At 60.0% G+C, this 18,578-nt stretch carries 17 protein-coding genes and 5 tRNA genes; all 22 read left to right on the top strand.

Annotation, left to right across the window (positions count from 1 at the left end):
• The first annotated feature begins 148 nt into the window (after nt 1-148).
• Nucleotides 149-1,546, top strand: coding sequence for a 4-(cytidine 5'-diphospho)-2-C-methyl-D-erythritol kinase (ispE, locus tag DVJ77_RS10390; RefSeq protein WP_114845444.1), 1,398 nt, complete (start codon nt 149-151; stop codon nt 1,544-1,546).
• Nucleotides 1,547-1,623: 77 nt separating this feature from the next.
• Nucleotides 1,624-1,700 (top strand) — tRNA-Gln (locus DVJ77_RS10395).
• Between the two features lie 51 nt (nt 1,701-1,751).
• Complete coding sequence (locus DVJ77_RS10400; RefSeq protein WP_114845445.1) at nt 1,752-2,690, top strand: ribose-phosphate diphosphokinase; 939 nt, start codon at nt 1,752-1,754, stop codon at nt 2,688-2,690.
• 137 nt (nt 2,691-2,827) lie between these two features.
• On the top strand, nt 2,828-3,496 hold the full coding sequence (locus tag DVJ77_RS10405; protein WP_114845446.1) for a 50S ribosomal protein L25/general stress protein Ctc: 669 nt from the start codon (nt 2,828-2,830) through the stop codon (nt 3,494-3,496).
• A gap of 45 nt (nt 3,497-3,541) precedes the next feature.
• A complete protein-coding gene (pth, locus tag DVJ77_RS10410) occupies nt 3,542-4,162 on the top strand; it encodes an aminoacyl-tRNA hydrolase (RefSeq protein ID WP_114845447.1) in 621 nt (206 codons plus the stop codon).
• A gap of 69 nt (nt 4,163-4,231) precedes the next feature.
• Entirely contained in the window at nt 4,232-5,323 is a 1,092-nt protein-coding gene (gene ychF, locus DVJ77_RS10415) for a redox-regulated ATPase YchF (protein ID WP_114845448.1), read from the top strand.
• Between the two features lie 103 nt (nt 5,324-5,426).
• Complete coding sequence (locus DVJ77_RS10420; protein ID WP_114845449.1) at nt 5,427-6,347, top strand: hypothetical protein; 921 nt, start codon at nt 5,427-5,429, stop codon at nt 6,345-6,347.
• Nucleotides 6,348-6,412: 65 nt separating this feature from the next.
• Entirely contained in the window at nt 6,413-7,264 is an 852-nt protein-coding gene (locus tag DVJ77_RS10425) for an isocitrate lyase/PEP mutase family protein (protein ID WP_114845450.1), read from the top strand.
• Between the two features lie 85 nt (nt 7,265-7,349).
• Complete coding sequence (locus DVJ77_RS10430; protein ID WP_225427938.1) at nt 7,350-7,814, top strand: GNAT family N-acetyltransferase; 465 nt, start codon at nt 7,350-7,352, stop codon at nt 7,812-7,814.
• A gap of 336 nt (nt 7,815-8,150) precedes the next feature.
• Nucleotides 8,151-8,639, top strand: coding sequence for an acyl-CoA thioesterase (locus DVJ77_RS10435; protein ID WP_114845452.1), 489 nt, complete (start codon nt 8,151-8,153; stop codon nt 8,637-8,639).
• Between the two features lie 110 nt (nt 8,640-8,749).
• Nucleotides 8,750-8,835: transfer RNA gene (locus DVJ77_RS10440), tRNA-Tyr, on the top strand.
• 60 nt (nt 8,836-8,895) lie between these two features.
• Nucleotides 8,896-8,969: transfer RNA gene (locus DVJ77_RS10445), tRNA-Gly, on the top strand.
• Nucleotides 8,970-8,996: 27 nt separating this feature from the next.
• Nucleotides 8,997-9,072: transfer RNA gene (locus DVJ77_RS10450), tRNA-Thr, on the top strand.
• 67 nt (nt 9,073-9,139) lie between these two features.
• Complete coding sequence (gene tuf / locus DVJ77_RS10455) at nt 9,140-10,330, top strand: elongation factor Tu (RefSeq protein ID WP_114845453.1); 1,191 nt, start codon at nt 9,140-9,142, stop codon at nt 10,328-10,330.
• Nucleotides 10,331-10,462: 132 nt separating this feature from the next.
• Nucleotides 10,463-10,538, top strand: a tRNA-Trp gene (locus DVJ77_RS10460).
• Nucleotides 10,539-10,619: 81 nt separating this feature from the next.
• Complete coding sequence (secE, locus tag DVJ77_RS10465; protein ID WP_114845454.1) at nt 10,620-11,015, top strand: preprotein translocase subunit SecE; 396 nt, start codon at nt 10,620-10,622, stop codon at nt 11,013-11,015.
• Nucleotides 11,016-11,026: 11 nt separating this feature from the next.
• Nucleotides 11,027-11,587 carry a transcription termination/antitermination protein NusG gene (gene nusG / locus DVJ77_RS10470; protein ID WP_114845455.1) on the top strand — a complete coding sequence of 187 codons (561 nt, stop codon included), beginning with the start codon at nt 11,027-11,029 and terminating at the stop codon, nt 11,585-11,587.
• A gap of 197 nt (nt 11,588-11,784) precedes the next feature.
• The gene (gene rplK / locus DVJ77_RS10475; protein ID WP_114845456.1) at nt 11,785-12,213 is read left to right on the top strand and encodes a 50S ribosomal protein L11; all 429 of its coding nucleotides are present in this window, start codon (nt 11,785-11,787) and stop codon (nt 12,211-12,213) included.
• Between the two features lie 3 nt (nt 12,214-12,216).
• Nucleotides 12,217-12,924, top strand: a complete 708-nt coding sequence (gene rplA, locus DVJ77_RS10480; protein ID WP_114845457.1) for a 50S ribosomal protein L1 — start codon at nt 12,217-12,219, stop codon at nt 12,922-12,924.
• A 311-nt stretch (nt 12,925-13,235) separates the two neighbouring features.
• On the top strand, nt 13,236-13,763 hold the full coding sequence (gene rplJ / locus DVJ77_RS10485; protein ID WP_114845458.1) for a 50S ribosomal protein L10: 528 nt from the start codon (nt 13,236-13,238) through the stop codon (nt 13,761-13,763).
• 63 nt (nt 13,764-13,826) lie between these two features.
• Complete coding sequence (gene rplL, locus DVJ77_RS10490; RefSeq protein WP_114845459.1) at nt 13,827-14,198, top strand: 50S ribosomal protein L7/L12; 372 nt, start codon at nt 13,827-13,829, stop codon at nt 14,196-14,198.
• Between the two features lie 209 nt (nt 14,199-14,407).
• On the top strand, nt 14,408-18,568 hold the full coding sequence (rpoB, locus tag DVJ77_RS10495; RefSeq protein ID WP_114845460.1) for a DNA-directed RNA polymerase subunit beta: 4,161 nt from the start codon (nt 14,408-14,410) through the stop codon (nt 18,566-18,568).
• The last annotated feature ends 10 nt before the right edge of the window (nt 18,569-18,578 follow it).

The raw sequence follows: 18,578 nt of genomic DNA on the forward strand, positions 1-18,578 counted from the left end.
TCTGGTTGTCTTCGCTACCGGTTTTTTGCCGGCAGGTGAGTGTGGGGTGCGAAGGTCTTGCATATCGTGGCCTCGCCGTTAATGTTCCCCGTTCCCCGTTCCCCGTTCCCCGTTCCCCGTTCCCCGTTCCCCGTTTACTCTCCCGCCTATGACCTTCCACATCGAACGCGCCACCGTTGTGCAGCTTGGCGCGCTATGCGCCATCGAGCGCAGCGCGATTGAGCTATTTCGGGGTCATGAGGCATGGCCGTCTTATGTGGCGGTGGAACTGCCCCCCGATGTGTTGCGTGATGCGATTACGCGCGGCCTGGTCTGGGTGGCGCTGAGCGCGGAGGGTGAGCCGGTAGGCTTTGTCTGTCTGGATGCCGAAGAGTGCGACAGCAGCATCGGCATCGCCGAGATCGACGTGCTGCCGACCTGGGGCCGGCGTGGCATCGGCGCTGCCTTGCTGGAACATGCCTGCGACTGGGCGCGAGCTGCCGGCTACACCCAGGTCGATCTGGGTACCCTGATCGATGTGCCTTGGAATGCGCCGTTTTATGCCAAGCACGGTTTTGTCGTGGTGGATAAACACGCGCCGGAATTCGCTTTTGCACTCGAACGCGATCGGGAGAACGGCTTTCCCGACCATCTGCGCGTATTTATGAGCCGCAAGCTGGAACCGCTCGCTGCCGATGACTGGAGCGTCTGGCCGGCACCGGCCAAGCTGAATTTGTTTTTACGCATTGTCGGGCGCCGTGAAGACGGGTATCACGAATTGCAAACGGTGTTCCGTTTGCTTGATTGGGGTGATGAATGCCGTTTGCGCCGACGCAGCGATGGCCAGATCCAGCGTTTGACGGATGTGCCGGGCGTGCCGGCCGAAAGCGATCTGGTAGTGCGCGCGGCGCGGCTGCTACAGGCCTATGCCGGCGTCGATGCCGGCGTCGATATTGAGCTCGATAAGCGTCTTCCGATGGGCGGTGGCCTCGGTGGCGGCAGCTCGGACGCGGCCACCGTTTTGGTGGCGCTAAATCATTTATGGGGCTGCGGCCTGGATGTTGCCGAGCTGGCGGAGCTGGGCCGCCAGTTGGGCGCCGATGTGCCGGTTTTTGTGCGTGGTCGTTCGGCTTGGGCCGAGGGGGTGGGCGAAAAGCTCACGCCGATGACGCTGCCGTTTCGCTGGTATGTGGTACTCGATCCGCGTGAGCACGTGCCGACGGCTGCACTTTTTCAAGCAGCCGAATTGACACGAAATGCCGCACGGGCGACAATTTCATCCTTTACTTCGGGCGAAACATCCGAGAACGCCTTTGAGCCAGTGGTTCGCACGCGACATTCGCGCGTGGCCGCCGCGCTGGATTGGCTCGGTGACTACGGTCGAGCAAGGCTTTCCGGTAGTGGCGCATGCGTGTTTCTGGAAACGGCATCGCGCGATGCTGCAGAAGTCATCGCGGCGGCGTGTCCGGTAGCATTCTCGGCACAGGTCGCTGCCGGGGTGAATGTTTCGCCGTTGTACGAGGCACTGGCGCGTCACCGCGCTAGCGCCGAACAGGCGCGAGTTTAGGCCGTACGGTTAACGCGACATGCGCCAGCCGGGCGGTAAAGTAGCGGATTCAACGTAAGTAGATTCACAAGTAATACTGGGGCGTCGCCAAGCTGGTTAAGGCACGGGATTTTGATTCCCGCATGCGCAGGTTCGAATCCTGCCGCCCCAGCCATTCATATGGCTGTAGTTTCTATAGGAAGTGACCGTGGACACGTCCACCCCGATGCTCTTTACCGGTAATGCGCATCGTGCGCTTGCCGAGGACGTCGCCCACCGCCTGGGCGTGCCGCTTGGCAAGGCGTTGGTCGGTCGCTTCAGCGACGGCGAGACGCAGATCGAGATTGAGGAAAACGTCCGCCGGCAGGAAGTGTTTGTGCTGCAGCCTACCGGCGCACCAAGCGCGGAAAACCTGTTCGAGATGCTGGCGTTGGTCGATGCGCTCAAGCGCGCATCTGCCGCCAGTGTTACAGCGGTCATGCCGTATTTCGGCTATGCCCGGCAGGATCGCCGCCCGCGCTCGGCACGTGTGCCGATCACCGCCAAGATGGTCGCCAAGATGATCGGTACCTCGGGTGTGGATCGCGTGCTGACGGTCGACCTGCATGCCGATCAGATTCAAGGCTTCTTCGATATTCCGGTGGATAACGTCTATGCCTCGCCGCTGCTGCTGGCGGACATCTGGCGTAACCACAGCATGGACAACCTGATCGTGGTCAGCCCGGACGTGGGTGGCGTAGTACGTGCCCGCGCGCTGGCCAAGCGATTGGACGATGCCGATCTGGCCATCATCGACAAGCGTCGGCCACGCGCCAATGTGGCGACGGTGATGAACATCATCGGCGACGTCGACGGCAAAACCTGCGTGCTGGTCGACGACATCGTCGATACCGCCGGTACTTTGTGCGCTGCTGCGGCGGCTCTGAAAGAGCGCGGTGCGCGCAAAGTGGTTGCCTACTGCGTGCATCCGGTGTTGTCCGGTGCGGCCATCAGCAATATCGAAGGCTCGCAGCTCGATCAGATGATTGTGACCAACACCTTGCCGCTGCGCGCAGAAGCGCTGGCGTGCCCCAAAATTCGTCAGCTCTCGGTCGCCGAGTTGCTGGCCGAAACGATTCGCCGTATTGCGTTCGGCGAGTCGGTCAGTTCGTTGTACGTGGATTAACCACGGGAGTAGCGCGTAGGGAGTCGTGTCGCATCGACCGGATCTCAAATGCTACTCACACGAAAATCGACTTCTCTGGTCGCGGGGAAGTCACCTAAGCCGCTGCGAGGCGGCGTAACACAACCTAAGGCATTCCAATGGCCAAGACTCATGAAATTCTGGCGCAGAGCCGCAAAGACGAGGGGAAAGGTGCGAGCCGCCGCCTACGTCATGCCGCTGTTGTTCCGGCTGTCGTTTACGGTGCGGGCCAACCCCCGCAGAGCATCCAGATCGCGCATAACACCATCCTGCTCGCCGCCAAGCACGAGTGGTTCTTCTCGTCCGTGCTGGATCTGAACATCGACGGCAAGGTGCAGAAGGTGCTGGTGCGCGACTGGCAGAAGCACCCATACAAGCTGCAGATGCTGCACATGGATTTCCTGCGCATCAACGAGAACGAGGCTGTGCGCATCAATGTGCCGGTCCACTTCCTCAATCAGGAAGTCTCGCAGGCCGCTAAGACCGCGGGCGTGGTGATTTCGCACAACCTGACCGAAGTCGAAGTGTCCTGCTTGCCGAAGTATCTGCCGGAGTTCCTCGAGCTGGATCTGGCCGATCTGAAAGACGGCGACATCATCCACTTGTCGCAGCTCAAGCTGCCGGCCCATGTCGAGATTCCGGCGCTGGCACTGGGTGCGGATCACGATATCGCTGTGGTCACCGCCTACTCGGTGAAGGAAGAAGTCGAAGCCGCTCCGGCCGACGCCGCTGTTGCCGCTCCGGCTGCACCGGCCGCGAAACCGGCCGCGAAAGACTCCAAGAAGTAAGGCGCAGCGGCCCGTTCCCCTGGTGGGGCGGGCCGCTAGCTTGCTATGGCGGGTCTTCGTCTTATCGTCGGACTGGGCAACCCCGGTACCGAATATCTCCGAACCCGGCACAACGCCGGGTTCTGGTTTGTTGACGCTCTGGCTATGAGGCAGGGCGAGCGCTTCGGTTTCGACGGCAAACTGCACGGTGAAACCTGCAAGCTGCGCATCGGCAGCGAGTCGGTGTGGTTACTCAAGCCCTCCACGTTCATGAACAAGAGCGGCATCGCCGTTGCTTCGGCGCTGCGCTACTACAAGATCGAGCCTGAAGAGTGCCTGGTGGCACACGACGAACTCGACCTGGACGCCGGTACCGTGCGCCTGAAGTTCGATGGCGGCCATGGCGGCCAGAACGGCTTGCGCGATATCGTGACGCATCTGGGTCACGCCAAATTTCACCGGCTGCGCGTCGGGATCGGCCATCCCGGCCATAGGGATCAAGTCACCCCCTGGGTGCTTGGCCGGCCTTCGGCCAAAGACGAAGACGCTATCTTCGACGGTATCAATCGCGCGCTAAACATACTGCCGCTGGCCGTCGACGGGCAGTTCGACAAGGCGATGCAGCAGCTTCATACCCCGGGAACGGGGAACGGGGAGCAGGGAGCGGGAAAGAAGGCGCCAGGCTAGGCGCCCCCGATCTTCCATTCGCAGTTTCCGTTCCCTGTTCCACGTTCCCTGTTCCTCGGAGTTTTCAAAATGGGCATCAAATGCGGCATCGTCGGCCTGCCTAACGTCGGCAAGTCCACCCTGTTCAATGCACTGACTAAGGCAGGCATTGCTGCGGCCAACTTCCCGTTCTGCACGATCGAGCCGAATGTGGGTGTGGTGCCGGTGCCGGATCTGCGTCTCGCTGCGCTGGCAGAGATCGTCAAACCGCAGAAGATATTGCCGACTGCGGTTGAGTTTGTGGATATCGCCGGCCTGGTGGCTGGTGCATCGAAAGGCGAAGGCCTTGGCAACAAGTTTCTCGCGCATATCCGCGAGGTCGATGCGATTGCCCATGTGGTGCGTTGCTTCGAGCACGGAGACATCGTGCATGTAGCGGGCAAGGTCGATCCGCTCGCCGACATCGACACCATCGATACCGAGCTGGCTTTGGCCGACCTGGAGTCCGTGGACAAAGCGCTGAATCGCGCCGAGCGCGCAGCCAAGGCGAACGACAAAGAAGCGTTGGCGAAAAAGCCGGTGCTGCAGAAATTGTCGGCGGGCCTCAACGAAGGCAAGTCCGCGCGCAGCCTTGGCCTGGACGAGGAAGAGAAGGCGCTGGTGCGCGACTTGTTCCTGCTCACTTTGAAGCCGTTGATGTATATCGCCAACGTCAAAGAAGACGGTTTTGAGAACAACCCGCATCTCGATGCCTTGCGTCAGCGCGCTGTCAGCGAAGGTGCCGAGGTGGTGCCGGTGTGTGCCGCCATGGAAGAGGAGATGGCGCTGCTCGAAGATGCCGACCGCGATGAGTTCCTGAAAGATATGGGGCTGGACGAGCCAGGCCTGAATCGAGTGATTCGTGCCGGTTACAAGCTGCTTGGCTTGCAGACCTATTTCACCGCCGGCGTCAAAGAGGTGCGTGCCTGGACCGTGAAGGCGGGCTCCACGGCACCGCAGGCGGCGGGTGTGATCCACACCGATTTCGAGCGTGGCTTTATCCGCGCCGAGACGATCGGCTACGACGACTTCATCCAGTACAAGGGTGAGGCTGGTGCCGCCGCTGCCGGTCGGTTGCGCAAGGAAGGCAAGGACTACCTCGTCAAAGAGGGTGATGTGCTGCACTTCTTGTTCAACGTCTGAGGCGTTTGGGTGCTGAATAGGCGCGAGGCAGGCAGCTTCGCGCCGGCTACACGCCGATCTCCCGCGTGTAGCTATGATGGGCTTTGCCCACAAAAGGATTTGTATGAACCAAGAGCTCGCTCGCCCATCGGGCTTGAGCTACCAGATCGCCGGCGCGGCGGTGCTGGCTGAATTGCTGTTACTCGCCAAGTGGCTGTTAACCATAGCCCTGCGCGGGGTGACGCCCGAGGAGCTGATCGCGTCGGCAGTGAGCTGGCTGCCGACGCTGTTGACTTCGATGGCGGTCGTATTTGTGCTGGCACAGAGCATGCTCGACCGTCGCGCGGTCCAGAAAGTTGACTCGGTATGGGCTTTTGCCGGCCGTTTCGGTTTGCTCTATCTGGTGTTTTTCTTTGTACTGAATGGCTTGATAAAGACGGGGCTTGGCTGGCTCGGGTCTGCCATGGCGAATAACACTTATTCCGGCGTCTATGCCGCATTCTTGGCCGTACGCTGGGTGATCTCGCTGTTTTCGGGGTGGCTTGCCCTCAGTGGGTGTCTGCATATGTTCCGCGACCGAATCACCTATGCGCCGGCGGTGGTGCTTGTGCCGCAGCGTGCTCGGGCCAGTCTGCTTTTTGCAGCTCTGTATCTTGTCTGCTTACTGAGCGGGGTGCAGGCCGTGATGCTCGCTCTGCTTCCTGGAGAGGCCGGTTTTTTTTATGGCTGGTCGGGGCTGGCGGTGCTGGTGCCGTTGGGTTTATGTGTCTTGCTGACCTGGGCCGGGGCCTGGAAAGGCATGAGGGGATATGCCGGGCCGATACGAGTCCGGCGTTTGACCTTGGCCGCCCTGCTTTCGCTGGTTTGCCAAAGCCTGTTGGGCGGGTTGTTGTTTTTAGTCGGTGTACTCATGGGCTCATCTGACTTGAGCGCCATGATTGTCGTGACGTTACTCGTACTGGCTTCGTTATTTCCCATTGCCTGGGGCTTTAGCCGGCTGCTTGGCGGGCCGTCGGTACGCGTGTCGGCGCGCGCTGTCGTGTAGTCTTAAAAACTCCAGGCGCCGCGCTCGAGAGCAAGGCATAGGTCATGTTGAGAGGGAGCATATCGATGCCGACACAAGCGGAAAAAGCTCATCTGTTCAAGACGTACCACGCGCAACCTGGCGCGTTTCTTATCCCTAACCCTTGGGATGCGGGCAGTGCGCGTCTGCTTGCCCTGCTGGGCTTCAAGGCGCTGGCGACGACCAGTGCCGGCTTTGCGTTTTCGCAAGGTCTGCCCGATTACGGTATCGACCGCGATGCCTTGCTGAAACATCTCCGCGAGCTGGTGGCTGCCACCGATTTGCCCATCAGTGCGGATCTGGAAAATGGCTTTGGCGATGAGCCCGATACCGTGGCCGATACGATCCGCCGCGCCGCCGCCACAGGTATCGTGGGCGGTTCCATCGAAGACGCTACCCAGCGTGCGGATGCACCGATCTATCCGCTGGAATTCGCCGCCGAGCGTGTTCGTGCGGCGGCCGAAGCGGCGCGCGCCTTGCCGTTTCCATTTACGTTGACGGCGCGGGCAGAAAATTATTTGCATGGACGCCTTGATCTTGGCGACACCATCGCGCGCCTGCAGGCCTATCAAGAGGCGGGCGCCGATGTGTTGTTTGCGCCAGGGTTGAAGACGAAAGAAGACATCGCCACGGTAGTGAGTTCAGTGGATCGGCCGGTCAATGTGGTGATGGGACTGGTAGGTGTGCCGCTCGGTCTTCGCGATTTGGCCGACATCGGGGTCAAGCGAGTGAGTGTTGGTGGCTCATTGGCGCGTGCGGCGCTCGGGGCATTCTTGCGCGCTGCGCATGAATTGAGCGAGCGGGGCACTTTCGACTATGCGAGCGAGGCGATCGGCTCGGCTGAGATCAATCGCCTGTTCCAGAGCGTCGTTGCGCCAAAGGATGACCGCAAGGCTTGAGGTCCGGCGCTGACATGTCCATGGATGAGATGTGCCGATGAGCTCAAGGCCGTCAGCTTTGTCATTGTCATTGCGGATCGCGCGCGTGGCGGACGCGCGCGCGATTAGTGTGTTGGTGCGCCGGGTTGTGCGCCGTTGGGTACTGCCCGATCAGCCGGCAAAAGGTGTGGCTTTCTTGTTGGCCGGTACCGGCACAAAAGCGATACGGCAGAGGATCTTGATCGATCAGCGCTTTCACCTGGCCTATCTGGGCGATGTTCTTGTAGGCGTGGCCGCCATACGCGACGACAGTCATCTGTTTCAGCTTTATGTGAGTACGCGTTATCAGAGGCGGGGCATTGCGCGGCTGCTTTGGCGGCGAGTCATGCGCGATAGCGTGCGGCGCGCAGGCACCCGGCGTTTTACTTTGAACTCGTCCGCGTTGGCGGTGCCGATGTATCGGCAGTTGGGTTTTGTCGCGATGGGTCCCGAACAGACGTCGCCCGATGGCATTCGCAGCACGCCAATGCAGTTGATTCTGGCGTCAGATTCGCATCTAGGGATGCTCTGATCTATGGGACGCAGGCGTCACCGTAGCTGTCTGCTCGCAGATTACAGGGGTGATGGGGAGGGCAGCCTGGCTGGCTGTCGAGCCAGCGCACCGAAGAGATGCGGACAGGCAGCTACGGCCCCACGTTGAAAATAAAAGGAAGGGGTGATGTCCAGAAGGCCCGCAGCCTGTGTCGCTCGGCTTGGCAAGAGAGCCACTCTTCCCGGCGCCGAGCAACTCAACCTGCGAGCCTTCTGGACATCATGCCGCCTACGCCCCATAGATCAGAACATCCCAGGCGCGTAAGCGACAGGCATAATTGCCCTCGTTTGCCACTCTCTATGATCGGATTCGCCCATGCCCGCCCAGCAGCACGAAGTGACTTTCCGTTTTCTTGCCCAGCCTACTGACGTCAATTTTGGCGGCAAAGTGCATGGCGGCATGGTGATGAAATGGATCGATCAGGCGGGTTACGCCTGTGCCGTGGGTTGGAGTGGGGCTTACTGCGTCACCGCTTCGATCAGTGGCATCCAGTTTGTCGCGCCGATCTTGATCGGCGACCTGGTGACCGTGCGAGCGCGGCTGATCTACACCGGTCGATCCAGCATGCATTTGGCGGTAGATGTGCTTGCGCGCGATTTGCGCAAGGACGAACAGCGCCTGGCAACCAGTTGCGTCATGGTGTTCGTGGCGCTCGATAGCCCTGACGGCAAGCCTACGCCGGTTCCGGTGTGGCAGCCGCGCGACGATAACGAGCTGCGGATGCAGGAGCAGGCCAAACGTCTGCTGGATCTTTCCAAGGAAATGGAGCAATTGGTCGATATCAAGAGCGTGACGCGGGCCTGATCGACAGCTATTGAGCATCTCCTTGCAAGAAATTCACCAAGACAGGCTACTTTTCCGCTCTTAGGTGTTGACAGTGCAGGGCTCGATCCAGACAATAGCCGTTCTTTGTTGGAGGGATACCCAAGCGGCCAACGGGGGCAGACTGTAAATCTGCTGGCTTACGCCTTCGGTGGTTCGAATCCACCTCCCTCCACCAGACGAGTTCCGCGTAGGGTTGATCCATTTAGGCTGATTCAGTTTAAAGCGATTCGTCCAGGCGGGAGTAGTTCAATGGTAGAACCTCAGTTTTCCAAACTGATTACGCGGGTTCGATTCCCGTCTCCCGCTCCATTGATGTCTCGTCATTGAATGTTTTGTGCTCATGTAGCTCAGTCGGTAGAGCACTTCCTTGGTAAGGAAGAGGTCATCGGTTCGATTCCGATCATGAGCACCATCTCGGTACGGCCGTCGCGGGTATCGGCTTTCACTTTTATTACTGACTCCATCGGGGTTTAGCACGTATGGCAAAGGGTAAATTCGAACGCACCAAGCCGCACGTCAACGTCGGCACCATCGGTCACGTGGACCATGGTAAGACGACGCTGACCGCCGCACTGACCAAGATCGGTGCTGAGCGCTTCGGTGGCGAGTTCAAAGGTTATGACCAGATCGACGCTGCGCCGGAAGAGAAGGCACGCGGCATCACGATCTCGACTGCCCACGTTGAATACGAATCGCCGCTGCGCCATTACGCGCACGTCGATTGCCCCGGCCATGCTGACTATGTGAAAAACATGATCACCGGTGCGGCGCAGATGGACGGCGCGATTCTGGTGTGCTCGGCCGCTGACGGCCCGATGCCGCAGACCCGTGAGCACATTCTGTTGTCGCGTCAGGTCGGCGTGCCGTACATCGTCGTGTTCCTGAACAAGGCTGACTTGGTGGACGACGCCGAGCTGCTTGAACTGGTCGAGATGGAAGTGCGCGAATTGCTCACCAAGTACGACTTCCCGGGCGACGACACCCCGATCATCCACGGTTCGGCCCGCAAGGCGCTGGACGGTGACCAGTCCGAAATCGGCGTGCCGGCGATCATCAAGCTGGTCGACGCGCTGGACAGCTACATTCCTGAGCCGACGCGCGTCATCGACAAGCCGTTCCTGATGCCGGTCGAAGACGTGTTCTCGATCTCCGGTCGCGGCACCGTGGTGACCGGTCGTATCGAGCGCGGCATTGTCAAGGTCGGCGACGAAGTCGAAGTGGTCGGCATCCGTCCGACCCAGAAGACCACCGTTACCGGTATCGAAATGTTCCGCAAGCTGCTGGACCAGGGCATGGCAGGCGACAACGCCGGTCTGCTGGTTCGCGGTCTGAAGCGCGACGATGTGGAGCGTGGTCAGGTGCTGGCCAAGCCGGGCACGATCACCCCGCATACCGACTTCGAGGCTGAGGTCTATGTGCTGTCGAAAGACGAGGGTGGCCGTCATACCCCGTTCTTCAAGGGTTACCGTCCGCAGTTCTACTTCCGTACCACCGACGTCACCGGCGCTTGCGAGCTGCCCGAGGGCGTGGAAATGGTGATGCCGGGCGACAACGTCAAAATGACGGTGAGCCTGATTCACCCGATCGCGATGGACGACGGCCTGCGTTTTGCTATCCGCGAAGGTGGCCGTACCGTCGGCGCCGGCGTGGTGGCGAAGGTCATCAAGTAAGCAGTAAAGTGGGAAGTCGCCCGCTACGTGGGCTGTAAAGTAAAAGGGTGGGGCGAAAGTTACACCCTTTATCGCGCCTGAGGCGCGGCTTTACGGCTCGCAAAGCGAGCGACTTCACTGGTTTTTAAACGTACGCCAGTAGCTCAATTGGCAGAGCAGCGGTCTCCAAAACCGCAGGTTGGGGGTTCGAGTCCCTCCTGGCGTGCCATCTTCCCGAGGATTGATGGCGGGTGGTGAATGGTATGGCTGGCCTAGGCCGGGTAGTACTCTCGACACCTGTTCACTGCGCATGAATACCAAGGCAGAACAGCCCAAAGGCGCGAATGCCGCCGATATTGGCAAGCTGGTACTGGCAGTGCTGGTGCTGGCTGCCGGCATTTTTGCCTATTCCTGGTTTAGCAACGATGCGGGCATCCCGCAGTCGGTACGCATGATTGGCGTGCTGATTGCCTTGGCTGCCGCATTGGCGATCGGTGCTTTTACGGGTCCAGGGCGTCGTGTACGCCACTTCCTGGGCGAGTCACAGTTTGAAATGCGTAAGGTGGTCTGGCCGACCCGCGACGAGACGCTGAAAACGACCGGTATCATCATGGTGGTCGTGGTCATTCTCTCGCTGCTATTGGGCTTGATTGACCTAATCCTGAAGTCGGTCGTGCTTGACTGGCTGCTCAAGCTGGGTACCTGAGGTAAGTGAGCATGAGCAAGCGTTGGTATGTGGTGCACGCCTATTCCGGGTTCGAAAACCTGGTCAAGCGCTCGTTGGACGAGCGGATTCGTCGTGAAGGCATGGAAGAGAAGTTCGGCGAAGTGCTGGTGCCGACCGAGGAAGTGATCGAAATGCGCGGCGGCCAGAAGCGTCGCAGTGAGCGCAAGTTCTTTCCGGGTTATGTGCTGGTGCAAATCGAAACCGATACCGAGGGCAAATCGCCGCGTATCGATGACGAATGCTGGCATCTGGTCAAAGAAACGCCGAAGGTCATGGGTTTTATCGGCGGAACCGCCGATCGCCCGCTGCCGATTCGCGATAGCGAGGCCGAGGCCATTCTCAGTCGTGTGCGTGAAGGTGTTGAAAAGCCCAAGCCCAAGGTGTTGTTCGAGCCGGGCGAAATGGTCCGTGTCACGGAAGGGCCGTTCAACGACTTCAACGGCGTGGTCGAGGAGGTCAATTACGAGAAGAGTCGCCTGCGCGTTGCAGTGCTGATCTTCGGTCGCTCGACTCCGGTTGAATTGGAATTCGGTCAGGTCGAGAAGGCCTGACCCCCAAGTTCTGCGCTCCCTGGCATGGGGATTGCAGCGGGCTTGACAAATCTCTATACTGCGCGGTTCACGCTCGGAGCTTTTTGGCTCCGGCGTGTTCGCGTTTCAAGGTCCGCTGGAGGCGGGCCATCCGTCCATCCATGGAATGGTGAGCAGCGAGGAGCCTCATAGGCGCTTGAACTCGCGAGGAAAATCCAATGGCAAAGAAAGTTGTCGGTTACATCAAGTTGCAAGTCAAGGCCGGTCAGGCCAATCCGTCGCCGCCGGTGGGTCCAGCCCTCGGTCAGCGCGGCCTAAACATCATGGAGTTCTGCAAGGCGTTCAATGCCGCTACGCAGAAGCTTGAGCCGGGTCTGCCGATTCCGGTCATTATTACCGCGTACTCCGATCGTAGCTTCACCTTCATCACCAAGACCCCGCCCGCCACCATCTTAATCAAGAAGGCTACCGGCGTCGCCAAGGGTTCACCCAAGCCCAACACCGATAAGGTCGGCAAGATCACTCGCAAGCAGTTGGAAGACGTTGCGAAGCTGAAAGAGCCGGATCTCACGGCTGCTGATCTTGACGCCGCGGTGCGCACCATTGCTGGTAGCGCCCGCAGCATGGGCATTGTGGTGGAGGGTTAAGACATGGCAAAGCTCACGAAGCGTTTGAAAGTGGCTCAGGCCGCTGTGCAGCCGGGTAAGTTCTATGCCCTGGAAGAAGCCCTGAAAATCGTCAAGGACAACGCCAAGGCGAAGTTCGCCGAGTCGGTGGACGTAGCTGTGCGTCTTGGTATCGACGCCAAGAAGTCCGACCAGGGCGTGCGTGGTTCCTCGTTGCTGCCACACGGCACCGGCAAGACCGTCAAGGTCGCCGTGTTCGTGCCGGCCGGTGAAAAGGCCGAAGCCGCCAAGGCTGCCGGTGCTGACGCCGTTGGTATGGAAGACTTGGCCGAGCGCATGCAGGCTGGCGATCTCGACTTCGGTCGCGTCATCGCTACGCCCGATGCCATGCGCGTGGTCGGTAAGCTCGGCCAGTTGCTTGGTCCGCGTGGCCTGATGCCGAACCCGAAAGACGGCTCGGTCACCGCCGACGTCGCGACCGCGGTGAAAAACGCCAAGGCCGGCCAGGTGAAGTTCCGTAACGACAAGGCGGGCATCATCCACGCCACCATCGGTAAGGCCAGCTTCGACGCTGCCCAGCTCGCCGATAACCTGAATACGCTGGTCGCCGACCTGCTGAAGGCCAAGCCGGCCACGGCCAAGGGTCAGTACCTGCAGAAGATCGCGCTGTCCAGCACCATGGGCGTGGGCGTCCCGGTCGATACCTCGACCCTGACGACCTCGGCCAAGTAAAGATCAAGTCCTGCGCGAGCCAGGTGCTCGCGCAGGCAGTTTTTGAGGGCAGCCCCAACTCGAAAGGGTAGCGGGGCAGCCGTCAAAGACCGCAGGCGAGGGGCGAGTGTTATTGGCTCAATCCTCTTAATCGACGGTTTCGCTGTATGGAAACCCCGGCCTGCGCAGATGGTGACGCCCGGACAGGTTCTCCTGGAACGGCCACCAAGGCGGCATCACATGATGCCGGCGGATGGGCAGGATGCCGATCCGGTAACGCTTCCGAGTCACGGTGCGAGGAGCGCATCGCGATTCGAGTTCGGAGACAAGCAATGGCGCTCAATCTTGCGCAAAAGAAAGAGGTCGTTGCCGAACTGGCGGACGTGGCTGCCAAGGCCCATTCGCTAGTCGCCGCCGAGTATGCGGGTCTCACCGTTGCGCAGCTCACCGAGCTGCGCAAGAAGGCGCGTGAGTCGGGCGTTTTCCTGAAGGTTGCGAAGAACACGCTTGTTCGTCGCGCCGTGGAAGGCACCGATTACGTGGGCGCTTCCGACCAGTTGGTCGGTCCGCTGCTGTATGCCTTCTCGGTTGAAGATCCGGGTGCCGCCGGTCGACTGGTGAAGGAATTCGCCAAAGGCAACGACAAACTGAAAGCCAAACTTGTGGCTATCGGCGGAAAGGTATACCCGGCTTCGCACGTTGACGTGCTGGCCTCGCTGCCGACCCGCGATCAGGCACTGGCAATGTTTGCCGGTCTGCTTGCTCAGCCCGCCACCATGCTCGTCCGCGTTTTGGCAGAGCCAGCTACCCAGCTTGGCCGTGTCATCAGCAAAGTCGGCGAGCAGAAACAGGCGGCCTGACGGCCACATGCCATCGGCAACTCGTTAATAAACATTTAAGTCGTATTCCCAGGAGTTATCACAATGTCCCTTAGCAACGATCAGATCATCGAAGCGATTGCCACCAAGTCCCTCATCGAGGTGATGGAGCTGGTCAAGGCGTTTGAAGAAAAGTTTGGCGTTTCCGCTGCCGCTCCGGTGGCTGTGGCTGGTCCGGCCGCTGCCGCTGCTCCGGCTGCTGAAGCTCAGACCGAATTCAACGTCGTCCTGACCTCGGCTGGCGAAAAGAAAGTCGAAGTCATCAAGGTTGTCCGCGCCATCACCGGCCTGGGCCTGAAAGAAGCCAAGGACCTCACCGAGGCCGGTGGCGTCGTGAAGGAAGGCGCTTCGAAGGAAGACGCCGAGAAGTTCAAGAAGGATCTGGAAGCCGCCGGCGCTAAGGTTGAGCTGAAGTAATTGGCGCTCTTGCGCGCTGTTAGTTTGCTCTAGCGTCAAGCAAGCCTGGGGGTGTAAACCCCCGGGCTTTGCCTGTTCAGAAAGTTGGGAGTGGGGAATGGAGAATAGGGAATGGCTTGCAGCGCGTGATCCGCAGCTCTGGCGATTCTCGATTCTCGATTCCCGATTCTCTTAAATGAATACACCGACGACCCCGAGGCGGTAACACCATGACCTACTCGTTTACCGAGAAGAAGCGCATCCGCAAGGATTTCGGCAAGCGTCCCCCTGTACTGGGCGTGCCGAACCTGCTGACCATCCAGACCGATTCGTATCGGGATTTTCTGCAGGAGCACATTGCGCCCAAGCAGCGCGACGAAAGGGGTCTGCATGCCGCACTGAAGTCGGTTTTTCCGATCTCCAGCTATTCGGGCAATGCAGCGCTTGAATATGTCGATTATCGCCTTGGCGAGCCTGCGTTCGACGAGCGCGAGTGCCGCAATCGCGGCATGACCTTCGGCGCGCCGCTGCGCGTGACCGTGCGCCTGGTCATTTATGACAAGGACAGCCCGGCCTCCAAAAAGGCGGTGAAGTACGTCAAGGAGCAGGAGGTCTACATGGGCGAAATTCCGCTCATGACCGACACCGGCACCTTCATCATCAATGGCACCGAGCGCGTTATCGTCTCGCAGTTGCATCGCTCGCCGGGCGTGTTCTTCGATCACGACCGCGGCAAGACGCATAGCTCGGGCAAACTGCTGTTCTCGGCGCGCGTGATTCCTTACCGCGGTTCGTGGCTCGACTTCGAATTCGACCCGAAAGACGCGCTGTTCACCCGTATCGATCGTCGCCGCAAACTGCCGGTGACGGTGCTGCTGCGCGCGTTGGGCTATGGCAATGTCGAAATGCTCGACATCTTCTTCGAGCACAACGTTTTCCATCTGGGCAAGAAAGAGGGCACCACGCTTGAGCTGGTGGCCGAGCGCCTGCGTGGCGAAACCCTGAGCTTCGATCTGACGATCGGCGACAAGGTGCTGGTGGAAGCCGGCAAGCGTATTACCGCGCGTCACGTGCGCCAGCTTGCGGCCGAGAACATCACCGCGCTGGAAGTACCGGACGATTACCCGATCGGCCGTATCCTGGCGACGGATATCGTTGACAGCAAGACCGGTGAACTCCTGGCCGGCGCTAACGACGAAATCACCGCCGAGCATCTGGAAGCGTTCCGCAAGGCCGGCATCGAAACCGTGCCGACCCTGTACGTGAACGACCTCGATCGTGGCGCTTACATCTCGCACACCTTGCGCATCGACAGCACCAAGACGCAGCTTGAGGCGTTGGTGGAAATCTATCGCATGATGCGTCCCGGCGAGCCGCCGACCAAGGATGCCGCGCAGAACCTGTTCTACAACTTGTTCTTCACCTTCGATCGTTACGATCTGTCGGGTGTGGGCCGCATGAAGTTCAACCGCCGCGTCGGTCGTCAAGAGATTCTTGGCCCGGGCGTGCTGTACGACCACAAGTACTTCAGCGAGCGCAAAGAAGAAGAAGCGCAGCGCCAGGTCAAGGCCCAGGGCGAAACGTCCGACATTCTCGACGTGCTCAAAGTGCTGATCGACATCAAGAACGGTCATGGCACCGTCGATGACATCGATCACCTCGGTAACCGTCGCGTGCGTTCGGTCGGCGAAATGGCCGAAAACACCTTCCGCATTGGCTTGGTGCGCGTTGAGCGTGCCGTGCGTGAGCGCTTGTCGTTGGCCGAATCCGAGGGTCTGACCCCGCAGGAGCTGATTAACGCCAAGCCGGTGGCCGCTGCCGTGAAGGAGTTCTTCGGCTCCTCGCAGTTGTCGCAATTCATGGATCAGAACAACCCGCTGTCCGAAGTGACGCACAAGCGTCGCGTTTCGGCGCTTGGACCGGGTGGTTTGACCCGTGAGCGCGCCGGCTTCGAAGTGCGCGACGTGCATCCGACCCATTACGGCCGCGTCTGCACCATCGAAACGCCGGAAGGCCCGAACATCGGCCTGATTAACTCGCTGGCTGTGTACGCCCGCACCAATTCGTATGGCTTCCTTGAGACGCCGTACCGCAAGGTGGTGGACGGCAAGGTCACCGACAAGGTCGATTACCTCTCGGCGATCGAAGAGGGCGACCACGTGATCGCGCAGGCGAACTCGCCGCTCAACAAGCAAGGCGGTTTCATCGAAGACTTCGTGTCTTGCCGTTTCCGCGGTGAGTCCGAGCTGCGTCCGGCTGCTGAAGTGGGCTATATGGACGTTTCGCCGATGCAGACCGTGTCGGTTGCGGCGGCATTGGTTCCGTTCCTTGAGCACGATGACGCGAACCGCGCGTTGATGGGCGCGAACATGCAGCGCCAGGCCGTGCCGACGCTGCGTTCGCAGACTCCGTTGGTCGGTACCGGTATCGAACGCGCCGTGGCGCGTGACTCGGGCGTCATCGTCACCGCCAAGCGCGGCGGCGTGATCGACCAGGTCGATGCCGGCCGTATCGTGGTGCGCGTGAACGAAGTCGAAGTGGGCGATAACGACGCCGGCGTCGACATCTACACCCTGACCAAGTACACCCGCTCCAACCAGAACACCAACCTCAATCAGCGTCCGCTGGTGAACGTGGGTGACATCGTGGCGAAGGGCGATACGCTGGCCGACGGTTCGTCGACCGATCTGGGCGAGCTTGCGCTTGGCCAGAACATGCTCATCGCCTTCATGCCGTGGAACGGCTACAACTTCGAAGACTCGATCCTGCTGTCCGAGCGCGTCGTGCAAGAAGACCGCTACACCTCGATCCACATCGAGGAGCTGTCCTGCATCGCGCGTGACACCAAGCTGGGCGCCGAGGAAATCACCGCCGATATCCCGAACGTGGGTGAGCAGGCGCTGGCTCGTCTCGATGAGTCGGGCATCGTCTACATCGGTGCTGAAGTGAAAGCCGGCGACATCATGGTCGGTAAGGTCACGCCGAAGGGCGAAAGCCAGTTGACGCCAGAAGAGAAATTGCTGCGCGCGATCTTCGGCGAGAAAGCGTCCGACGTGAAAGACAGCTCGTTGCGTGTGCCGCCGGGTATGGACGGCACCGTCATCGACGTGCAGGTGTTCACTCGCGACGGTATCGAGAAAGACAAGCGCGCCAAGCAAATCGAGGAAATGGAAGTCAAGCGTATCCGCAAGGATCTTGATGACCAGTTCCGTATCCTCGAAGGTGCGATCTACAACCGTATGCGCATCCAGCTCCTGGGCAAATCCGCGATGAGCGGCCCGGGTGGTCTCAAGCGTGGCGTGGAAATTACCGATGCATACCTGGACGGCCTGAAGAAGGACGACTGGTTCAAGATCAACGTCAAGGACGAAGAAGTCACTGAGTTCCTGGAGCGCGCGGCCGATCAGGTCAAGCGTCACAAGGAAGAGTTCGACAAGCGCTTCAAGGAGAAGCAGGGCAAGATCACCCAGGGCGACGATCTCGCACCGGGCGTGCTCAAGATGGTCAAGGTGTTCCTGGCCGTTAAGCGCCGCATCCAGCCGGGCGACAAGATGGCCGGTCGCCACGGTAACAAGGGTGTGGTGTCCAACGTGGTGCCGGTCGAAGACATGCCGTTCTCCTCCGACGGTAAGCCGGTGGACATCGTGCTGAACCCGCTGGGCGTGCCTTCGCGTATGAACATCGGTCAGATTCTGGAAGTCCATCTGGGCTGGGCCGCCAAGGGCCTGGGCCACAAGATCCAGAAGATGCTCGAGGCGCAGGCCAAGGTCGCGCAGATCCGCGAGTTCCTCGACCAGATCTACAACCACCACGTTGCAGGCGCTGTGCAGCATGTCGACCTGAAGTCGCTCACCGATCAGGAAATTCTGACCCTGGCGAACAATCTTCAGGACGGTGTGCCGATGGCGACGCCGGTATTCGACGGTGCCGAGGAAACCGAAATCAAGGCCATGCTGCGCTTGGCGGATCTGCCCGAGTCGGGTCAGACCACGCTGTTCGACGGTCGTACCGGCGAGGCATTCGATCGCCCGGTCACCGTGGGCTATATGCACTACCTGAAACTGAACCATCTAGTCGACGACAAGATGCATGCGCGCTCCACTGGTCCGTACTCGCTTGTTACTCAGCAGCCGCTGGGTGGTAAGGCACAGTTCGGTGGTCAGCGCTTCGGCGAAATGGAAGTCTGGGCGCTGGAAGCCTACGGCGCGGCCTACACCCTGCAGGAAATGCTGACGGTGAAGTCCGATGACGTACAGGGCCGCAACCAGATGTACAAGAACATCGTCGATGGCAATCACGAGATGAATGCCGGCATGCCGGAATCCTTCAATGTGTTGATGAAGGAAATCCGTTCGCTGGGTATCGACTTCGACCTAGAAGAGATCAAGTAACCCGCGGGTT

Source organism: Dyella tabacisoli (assembly GCF_003350925.1).
Taxonomy (GTDB): Bacteria; Pseudomonadota; Gammaproteobacteria; order Xanthomonadales; family Rhodanobacteraceae; genus Dyella_C; species Dyella_C tabacisoli.

Coding starts and splice junctions, on each gene's coding strand:
- ispE (WP_114845444.1), top strand. CDS start 149: ATGACCTTCCACATCGAACGCGCCACCGTTGTGCAGCTTGGCGCGCTA.
- DVJ77_RS10400 (WP_114845445.1), top strand. CDS start 1,752: ATGCTCTTTACCGGTAATGCGCATCGTGCGCTTGCCGAGGACGTCGCC.
- DVJ77_RS10405 (WP_114845446.1), top strand. CDS start 2,828: ATGGCCAAGACTCATGAAATTCTGGCGCAGAGCCGCAAAGACGAGGGG.
- pth (WP_114845447.1), top strand. CDS start 3,542: ATGGCGGGTCTTCGTCTTATCGTCGGACTGGGCAACCCCGGTACCGAA.
- ychF (WP_114845448.1), top strand. CDS start 4,232: ATGGGCATCAAATGCGGCATCGTCGGCCTGCCTAACGTCGGCAAGTCC.
- DVJ77_RS10420 (WP_114845449.1), top strand. CDS start 5,427: ATGAACCAAGAGCTCGCTCGCCCATCGGGCTTGAGCTACCAGATCGCC.
- DVJ77_RS10425 (WP_114845450.1), top strand. CDS start 6,413: ATGCCGACACAAGCGGAAAAAGCTCATCTGTTCAAGACGTACCACGCG.
- DVJ77_RS10435 (WP_114845452.1), top strand. CDS start 8,151: ATGCCCGCCCAGCAGCACGAAGTGACTTTCCGTTTTCTTGCCCAGCCT.
- tuf (WP_114845453.1), top strand. CDS start 9,140: ATGGCAAAGGGTAAATTCGAACGCACCAAGCCGCACGTCAACGTCGGC.
- secE (WP_114845454.1), top strand. CDS start 10,620: ATGAATACCAAGGCAGAACAGCCCAAAGGCGCGAATGCCGCCGATATT.
- nusG (WP_114845455.1), top strand. CDS start 11,027: ATGAGCAAGCGTTGGTATGTGGTGCACGCCTATTCCGGGTTCGAAAAC.
- rplK (WP_114845456.1), top strand. CDS start 11,785: ATGGCAAAGAAAGTTGTCGGTTACATCAAGTTGCAAGTCAAGGCCGGT.
- rplA (WP_114845457.1), top strand. CDS start 12,217: ATGGCAAAGCTCACGAAGCGTTTGAAAGTGGCTCAGGCCGCTGTGCAG.
- rplJ (WP_114845458.1), top strand. CDS start 13,236: ATGGCGCTCAATCTTGCGCAAAAGAAAGAGGTCGTTGCCGAACTGGCG.
- rplL (WP_114845459.1), top strand. CDS start 13,827: ATGTCCCTTAGCAACGATCAGATCATCGAAGCGATTGCCACCAAGTCC.
- rpoB (WP_114845460.1), top strand. CDS start 14,408: ATGACCTACTCGTTTACCGAGAAGAAGCGCATCCGCAAGGATTTCGGC.